At 68.3% G+C, this 7,454-nt stretch carries 7 protein-coding genes; 4 read left to right on the top strand and 3 right to left on the bottom strand.

Going from position 1 to position 7,454, the window contains the following annotated elements; all coding sequences use genetic code 11:
* Positions 1-340: 340 nt before the first annotated feature.
* Positions 341-2,926 (bottom strand): ABC transporter permease, encoded by a 2,586-nt coding sequence (locus ACOJTB_RS02655; RefSeq protein WP_420100970.1) that lies wholly within the window; start codon positions 2,924-2,926, stop codon positions 341-343.
* Between the two features lie 2 nt (positions 2,927-2,928).
* Positions 2,929-3,660: an ABC transporter ATP-binding protein gene (locus ACOJTB_RS02650; RefSeq protein ID WP_420100969.1), complete on the bottom strand. Its 732-nt coding sequence runs from the start codon at positions 3,658-3,660 to the stop codon at positions 2,929-2,931.
* Between the two features lie 177 nt (positions 3,661-3,837).
* On the opposite strand from ACOJTB_RS02650, the gene ACOJTB_RS02645 reads away from it, so the two are divergent.
* From ACOJTB_RS02645 to ACOJTB_RS02630, 4 genes are all read left to right on the top strand, one after another.
* The gene (locus tag ACOJTB_RS02645) at positions 3,838-4,455 is read left to right on the top strand and encodes an arylesterase (RefSeq protein ID WP_420100968.1); all 618 of its coding nucleotides are present in this window, start codon (positions 3,838-3,840) and stop codon (positions 4,453-4,455) included.
* 81 nt (positions 4,456-4,536) lie between these two features.
* The gene (locus ACOJTB_RS02640; RefSeq protein ID WP_420100967.1) at positions 4,537-5,592 is read left to right on the top strand and encodes an aldo/keto reductase; all 1,056 of its coding nucleotides are present in this window, start codon (positions 4,537-4,539) and stop codon (positions 5,590-5,592) included.
* Positions 5,593-5,741: 149 nt separating this feature from the next.
* The gene (gene thpR, locus ACOJTB_RS02635; RefSeq protein ID WP_420100966.1) at positions 5,742-6,314 is read left to right on the top strand and encodes an RNA 2',3'-cyclic phosphodiesterase; all 573 of its coding nucleotides are present in this window, start codon (positions 5,742-5,744) and stop codon (positions 6,312-6,314) included.
* Positions 6,311-6,604 carry a 4a-hydroxytetrahydrobiopterin dehydratase gene (locus ACOJTB_RS02630; protein ID WP_420100965.1) on the top strand — a complete coding sequence of 98 codons (294 nt, stop codon included), beginning with the start codon at positions 6,311-6,313 and terminating at the stop codon, positions 6,602-6,604. Before thpR ends, ACOJTB_RS02630 begins: the two co-directional genes overlap by 4 nt.
* Before the next feature lie 6 nt (positions 6,605-6,610).
* On the opposite strand, the gene ACOJTB_RS02625 is transcribed toward ACOJTB_RS02630, so the two are convergent.
* Positions 6,611-7,357 (bottom strand): RluA family pseudouridine synthase, encoded by a 747-nt coding sequence (locus tag ACOJTB_RS02625; protein ID WP_420100964.1) that lies wholly within the window; start codon positions 7,355-7,357, stop codon positions 6,611-6,613.
* Positions 7,358-7,454 lie beyond the last annotated feature (97 nt).

The following is a 7,454-nucleotide window of genomic DNA, read 5'->3' as shown; positions in this document are numbered from 1 at the left end:
CACCATGTTGTTGTAGACGCCGAGCATGAACGAGCGCAGGCCCTGATCCATCTCGACGGCGCTGGTCTGCTGTGCGCGGCCGGCACCCCAGACTGGAGCATTGCGGTCGAAGTTGCTCATTAAGAGAGTTTCCCCTGACGTTGTTTCGGACGACGACCGGCGCCCTGGACGCCAACCATCCTCGCGTACGATCGTCGCGATGGGTGGAATATGAGGGGCATTTCACGGCTTTACAAGGGCGCGGCATGGTTAAGGCCGCCGGGCCGATAGAAACGCGGCCCCGCCACGATGCAAAGTTACAGCGGTTTAATGTTTAACGAAGCGGCCCCAAGATCGGTTTTCACAAATTCCTGAGATGAGAAGCCGGTGCTTTCGATAGTATTCTTACCGTGCCGACGAGCCCGAACAGGATCGTGACGCAGATCGCCGCAGTCGCCGCCAGTACTGCCCCGGTCGGATCACTGACGAAATCGATCCGCATCACTTGTGTGACCACGCCCCAGCCCGTCACGGTGCCTGCGATGACGCCGAACAGCGCGGCGACGAAACCGATGGCCGCGTATTCAAGGGCGTACGACGAAAGTATGAATCGGCGGGTCGCTCCGAGGGTCTTCAGGATCATCGCGTCATAGAGCCGCGCCCTCTGCCCGGCCGCCAGCGCGCCGCCAAGAACGAGCAGGCTGGCTGCGATGGCGAGGCCCGAGGCGCCGCGGATCGCCAAGGCGAGCTGCTGGACGATGGTGTTCACCGCCTCCAGCGCGTCCTTGACGCGCACCGCCGTCACCGCCGGAAACTCGGCGGCGAGGCGGCGCATCAGCGCGGCGTCGGTGGAGCCGGCCCCGTCCGGCGTGGCGGTGACGGTGGCGAGATCGGTATGGGGCGCGCCGGCAAAGGTGTTGGGCGAGAACACCATCACGAAATTGATGCCGAAGGAGCGCCAGTCGATGGTGCGCAGATTGGCGACGCGGGCAGTGATGCTGCGGCCGAGCACGTTGACGGTCAGCCGGTCGCCGATCTTCAGGCCGATGCCTTCGGCGTTCTGCGCGTCGAAGGAGACGAGCGGCTCGCCGGTGTAATCGGCCGGCCACCACTGCCCGGCCGTGACCCGCGAGCCCTCCGGGGTGGTCGCCGCATAGGTGATGCCGCGATCGCCATCGAGCACCCAGGCGGATTGCTCGCTGGCCTTGATGTCCTCCGCACGGGTGTCGTTCACGCGCAGGATGCGGCCGCGCATCATGGGCACGCGCTCCAGCCTTGCGCCGGGCCGTTCCTGCGTTAGGAAAGCGTCGAAGCGGGCGGAATCGCGGCTGGGAATGTCGAGGAAGAAGAAGCGGGGCGCCTTGTCGGGCAGGGCGCCGGTGAGCTGGCGGGTGAGGCTGACATCGATGAAGGACAGCGCCGTCAGCAGTGCGACACCGAGGCCCACAGAAAGCACCAGCGAGGGAGTGAGGGCGCCCGGCCTGTGGCTGTTGGCGAGCGCCATGCGCAGCGCCGGGCTGCGGGGGCGCGCGAGGCGGCGCGCCAGCGCCATCAGCCCCAGCGAGACGGCGCGCAGCAGCACGAAGACGCCGAGCATGGCGCCGATATAGATCAGCGCGATGCGCCGGTCATAGGCGAAGCCGAGCGCGACGCCGACAAGCCCCGCCAATGCCAGCAGGCAAAGAGCGAGATAGATCGGCCGAGGCCGGCGCGGATCGGGCTCGATCTGGTCGCGGAACAGGGCCGAGACCGGCACGTCATGGGCGCGGCCCAGCGGCAGGATGGCGAAGACCAGTGCCGTCAGCAGGCCATAGAGCGCGGCGATGGCGAGCTCGGCCGGCGCCAGATTGGGCTCGAAGGGAACCGGGAGAAGGCTCTGCAGCAGCGCGCCGAGGCCGAAGGGCGCAGCTGCTCCCAGCACGAGGCCGATGGCCGTGCCCAGCGCGGCGACGAGCATCACTTCCGTCAGGTGGATCGCGACGACGGTGCCGCCGGTGGCGCCCACCGCCTTCAGAGTCGCGAAATCGAGCTTCTTGGCGGCGACGAAGCGGCGCACCGCATTGGCGACGCCGACGCCGCCGACCAGCAAGGCGGTGAGGCCGACCAGGGTCAGGAACTGGGTGAAGCGCTCGAGATTGCGCTGGAAACTCGGCGCGGCATTGTCGCGCGAGCGGATCTCCCAGCCTGCATCCGGCTGCCGCGCGGCCGCGTCGGCCAGAAGCCGCTTGAGCTCGGCATCGCTCGCGGCGGTGGCCGGCAGCGAAAGGCGGTAGGTCCAGCGCACGAGGCTGCCCGGCTGGATCAGCCCGGTGGCGCGCAGCGCCTCCTGCGACATCATCAGGCGCGGGCCGAAGCCGACGCCCGCGGCGATCTTGTCGGGCTCGGCCACCAGCTCGGCGCGCAGGCGCAGCGTGGCGCCGCCGACCGTGACGGTGTCGCCGGGTTTCAGCCCGAGACGGCCGAAGAGGATGGGATCGGCGACGGCGCCGAATTCGGCGCCGCCTGCGGCGAGCAGCGCAGGCAGCGGCTCCTGCGGCGCGGTATCGAGCGTGCCGATGCTGGGATAGGCGCCATCGACCGCTTTGATCTCCACCAGCGCGGAGCCCTTCTCCCCGGCATTGGCCATGGCGCGCATCGTCGCGATGCTCGACACCGTGCCGCGGGCGGTCAGGAAGGCGAGTTCCTGCGGATTCGCCTCGCGCTGGATCAGGCTGAAGCTGGCATCGCCGCCGAGGATGCGACGGCCCTCGCGCGCCAGGCCCTCGGTGAGGCCGCGCGAGGCGGAGGCCACCGCCGCGATGGTCATGACCCCCAGCGCCAGGCAGGCGATGAAGACGCCGAAGCCCCGCAGGCCGGCGCGCAGATCGCGCAGTGCCAGTCGGAAAGGCAGGGCGAAACCGGGGGAAGAGGCGGGCTGCCGGCCCGTCGGCTTGAACGGGGCGTGCATCGTCAGGCGGCCACGACGGCGTCTTCGGTCTCGATCACGCCGGAGCGCAGCCTGACCGTGCGCTCGCACAGGCCGGCCAGCGCCAGATCATGCGTGACCAGCACCAGCGTCGCGCCGCGCTCGCGCTTGAGCGCGAAGATCAGATCGACGATGGAGCGGCCGGTGGTCTCGTCGAGATTGCCGGTGGGCTCGTCGGCGACCAGGATCGCCGGATCGGGCGCCACGGCCCGGGCAATGGCGACACGCTGCTGCTCGCCGCCGGAGAGCTGAGCCGGGTAATGATCCATGCGGTGGCCGAGTCCGACATTGCGAAGCTCCGCCTCGGCGCGGGAGAAGGCGTCGGCGACGCCGGCCAGCTCCAGCGGAAGCGCGACATTCTCTCGCGCCGTCATCGTCGGCACGAGATGGAAGGACTGGAAGACGATGCCGATATGGCGCCCGCGAAACAGCGCCAGCCTGTCCTCGTCGAGCGCGCCGAGATCCTGCCCCGCGACGGTCACGAGGCCGGAATCGGGTCGCTCCAGCCCGGCCATCGTCATCAACAGGGTGGATTTACCCGAGCCGGACGGCCCGACGAGGCCCGTGGCCTCCCCTTCGTCCAGCGCCACCGAGACACCCTTGAGGATGTGGACGCGGGCGGCGCCGCGCCCGAGGCTGAGATGGACGTCGCGCAGTTCGATCGCGGGGCGACCCGCCGGCGCAGCGAGGATCGTGGGATCGGCGGCTTGATTCATCGCGTCATGATCCCGACTTGACCCCTCATGATGACCGACACAGATGTTCTGCGCGGGCGCGCCGCAACCGGCGGCCCTGGCTCCGTTCCGAGGCGATATGGGCCTTGGGTGCCGATTGTCCAATCGCTGCGACGGTTTTTCGCGGTGCTGCTAGGGCTCGGCCTGCTAGGGCTGCCCATGACCGCCAGCGACGCACAGGCGCAGACGTCGCCGTCGAACACGGGAGGACGTCCGTTGAAACTGGTCGCTCTCGGGGACTCGCTGACCGCCGGATACAATCTGCCGGCGAGCGCGGCCTTTCCCGTCGTGCTCGAAAAGGCATTGCGCGAGAAGGGCATCGCTGTCGACATCGTGAATGCCGGCGTCTCGGGCGACACGACGCAGGGTGGGCTGGAGCGGCTGGACTGGTCGGTGCCGGACGGCACCGACGGCGTGATCCTCGAACTCGGCGCCCCTGACGCGCTGCGCGGGCTCGATCCGGCGCTGCCCCGGCAGGCCTTGGATACGATCATCGCGCGGCTGAAGGGCCGCAACATCTCGGTCCTGCTCGCCGGCATGTATGCGCCGCGCAATCTCGGTGGCGATTATGTGCGCCGCTTCGATGCGATCTATCCGGAGCTTGCGCAGAAATACGGTCTGGTGCTTTACCCCTTCTTCCTGGAGGGCATCGCCGGAGACAAGGCGCTGAACCAGGCGGATGGGCTTCATCCCACGGCCGAGGGCGTCAAAACCATCGTCCGCAACATCCTGCCGTCGGTCGAGAGCTTCATCGCGACGCTGCCGCCCAGATCCTGATCCGCCCGCGGGTTCTCCGCTTCGGCGTATCTCCGATTCTTGCATCGCGGCCGGCCGGTCCGCTTCCGGAGTTGCTTCGCCATGGACTATCGCCGTCTCGGCCGCACAGATCTCGACGTCTCGGTCATCTGCCTGGGAACCATGACCTGGGGCGAGCAGAACACCGAGGCCGAAGGCCACGCACAGATGGACTACGCCCTCGAGCAGGGCGTCAATTTCTTCGACACCGCCGAACTTTATTCCATTCCGCCGAAGCCGGAGACGCAAGGTTCGACCGAGCAGATCATCGGCAGCTGGTTCAAGGCGCGCGGCAACCGCGACAAGATCATCCTGGCCTCCAAGGTCTGCGGGCGCGGCGGGAACACCTGGTTCCGCGACGACAAGAGCCCGACGCGGGTGACGCGCAAGCAGATCTTCGAGGCGGTCGAGAAGAGCCTGCAGCGGCTGGGGACGGACTATATCGACCTCTATCAGCTGCATTTTCCCGAGCGGCCGATGCCCTGGGGGTCGAATCCGACCCGGTTCGACCCGGCGGCCTACAAATTGGCCGGCGACGAGACGGCGATCCCCGAGCAGCTCGACGCCTTCGCGGAGCTGGTGAAGGCGGGCAAGATCCGCCATCTCGGGCTCTCCAACGAGAGCGCCTGGGGCACGATGCGCTTCGTCACCGATTCGGAGGTCCGCGGCACGCCGCGCGTCCAGTCGATCCAGAACGCCTACAGCCTGCTCAACCGCACCTTCGAGACGGCTCTGGCAGAGATCGCCCTGCACGAGCAGGTCGGGCTGCTGGCCTATTCGCCGCTGGCCCAAGGCTTCCTCACCGGCAAATATCTCGACGGCGCCCGCCCGGCCGGGGCCCGCACCACCCTGTTCGATCGCGGCCAGCGCTACCAGACCGCCGGCGCCGAGGAGGCGATCAAGCTTTACATCGCCGTGGCGCGCGAGGCGGGGCTGGACCCGGCCCAGATGGCGCTGGCCTTCGTCAACAGCCGTTCCTTCGTGACGTCCAACATCATCGGTGCGACCTCGATGGAGCAGCTCAAAACGGACATCGCCTCGGTCGATGTCACGCTCCCGGCCGATGTCGTCGCCGCGATCGACGTGGTGCATCAGCGGGTCGGCAATCCCTGCCCCTGACGGCGGCCCGCCCTTCCGGCGACGAGGGTAGTTTCGACACCGGCTTGACGCTGATCTGAGCGGGGCAAAGGCGGCGAAACCGGTTCCCATGAGCCGGCTTCGCGCCTACCGTCTCGCCAGAGTCATATTCCGCAGGCAGGAATCGCGTCATGCCGAGGCTGTTCATCGCTCTGGAAATTCCGGCCGACGTGGCTTCCGAATTGACGCTGCATCGCGGCGGGCTGTCCGGAGCGCGCTGGATCGAGGCGCCGGACTACCATGTCACGCTGCGCTTTCTCGGCGATGTCGACCGGCGGACCGCCAATGAGGTCGATGCCATGCTGTCCGACATCACGGCCTATCCTTTCCAGATCACGCTCGATGCGCTCGGCAGCTTCGGCGGCGACAAGCCCCGCGCCGTCTTCGCGCGGGTGCAGCCGACCAAGGCCCTGACCGATTTGCAGGGCGACATCGAACGGCAGATGCGGCGAATCGGGCTGCCGGCGGAGGGCCGCAAATTCGTGCCGCACGTCACCCTGGCGCGGCTGCGCGACACGGCTCCCGCCGAGGTGGCGCATCATCTGGGCCTGCACCCGATCGTTCGGCCCATCGCCTTCACTGCGCGCCGGGTTGCGCTGATGTCGTCGCGCGATTCGGTCGGCGGCGGTCCTTATGTGCTGGAAGCGGCCTATCCGCTCGGGCCTTGCTATCCGAACCGGCTGCCCCGCGAGATGCGCAGATGACGCCGAAGCGCCTCTCGCCGGATGCGCAGGCCGAGGCGCTGCTGACGCTGAACGGCTGGAAGCCCGTGCAGGGGCGCGAGGCGATCACCAAACGCTTCGTCTTCCGCGATTTCAACGAGGCTTTCGGCTGGATGACGCGGGTCGCTCTGCTGGCGGAAGCGATGAACCACCATCCGGAATGGGCGAATGTCTATCGGATGGTGACGGTGACGCTCGCGACGCATGACGCCGGCGGGCTCACGGAGCTGGACGTGAAGCTCGCGCGCGCCATCGACGCGCTGGTGAGCTGAGCGAGGTCAGCTGCTCCAACCGCAGGCGCGCAGGGCCTCCGCCATGTGCGGCGGCGGCGGCGCCTCGACGCGGATCGGATCGCGCTTCCTGTAGAGCGGGATCGTGATCGCGCGGGCGTGCAGATGCAGCCCCGGCCCGCCCTCGCGCGGGGCGTCGCCATAGATCTCGTCGCCCAGCATCGGCCAGCCGCTCGCCTGGCAATGGACCCGCAGCTGATGCGTCCGGCCGGTCAGCGGCTCCATGCCGATCCAGGCGATCGGCGCGCCGCCGAGCGTGCCGCGGCCGAGAACCATGTAGCGCGTTTGCGAGGGCAGGCCGGCCGGATCGATCTTCATCCACCAGCCGCGATCGGGGTCGCGGCGCGCCAGCGGCAGATCGATCAGCCCCTGCTCCTCCTCCGGTCCGCCCTGGATGATGGCCCAATAGGTCTTGTCGACCCGGCCCTCGCGAAACATCTGGTTGAGCTCGGCCATGGCGCGCGGGTGGCGGCCGAGCACCAGGCAGCCGGAGGTGTCCTTGTCCAGCCGGTGCGCCAGCTCGGGCCGGCGCGGCAGGCCGAAGCGCAGCGCATCGAGATAATCGGTCAGCACCGGGATTTCGCGCCGCTTCGCCTGCGGCCCGCGATGGACCGGCAGGCCCGCCGGCTTGTCGAGCACGAGCATCATCGCGTCGCGATAGAGCAGTGGGACCGGCAGATCGGTCTCGGCCGGCTCCTGCGGCTTCGAATTCTCTGGTCGGTCCGTCTGCGCCATGGCATTGCGCTAGCGATACCGGCCCGGCGGCGCAAGCCAGGATCCGCCGAACCGAAGATGGAACAGCGATGAGCGAGACCGAACCGAAAAAGCGCGG

The sequence above is a fragment of the Allobosea sp. genome (genome assembly GCF_048595345.1).
Classification (GTDB): Bacteria; Pseudomonadota; Alphaproteobacteria; order Rhizobiales; family Beijerinckiaceae; genus Allobosea.
This window is presented reverse-complemented; position numbering and strand designations above follow the sequence as displayed.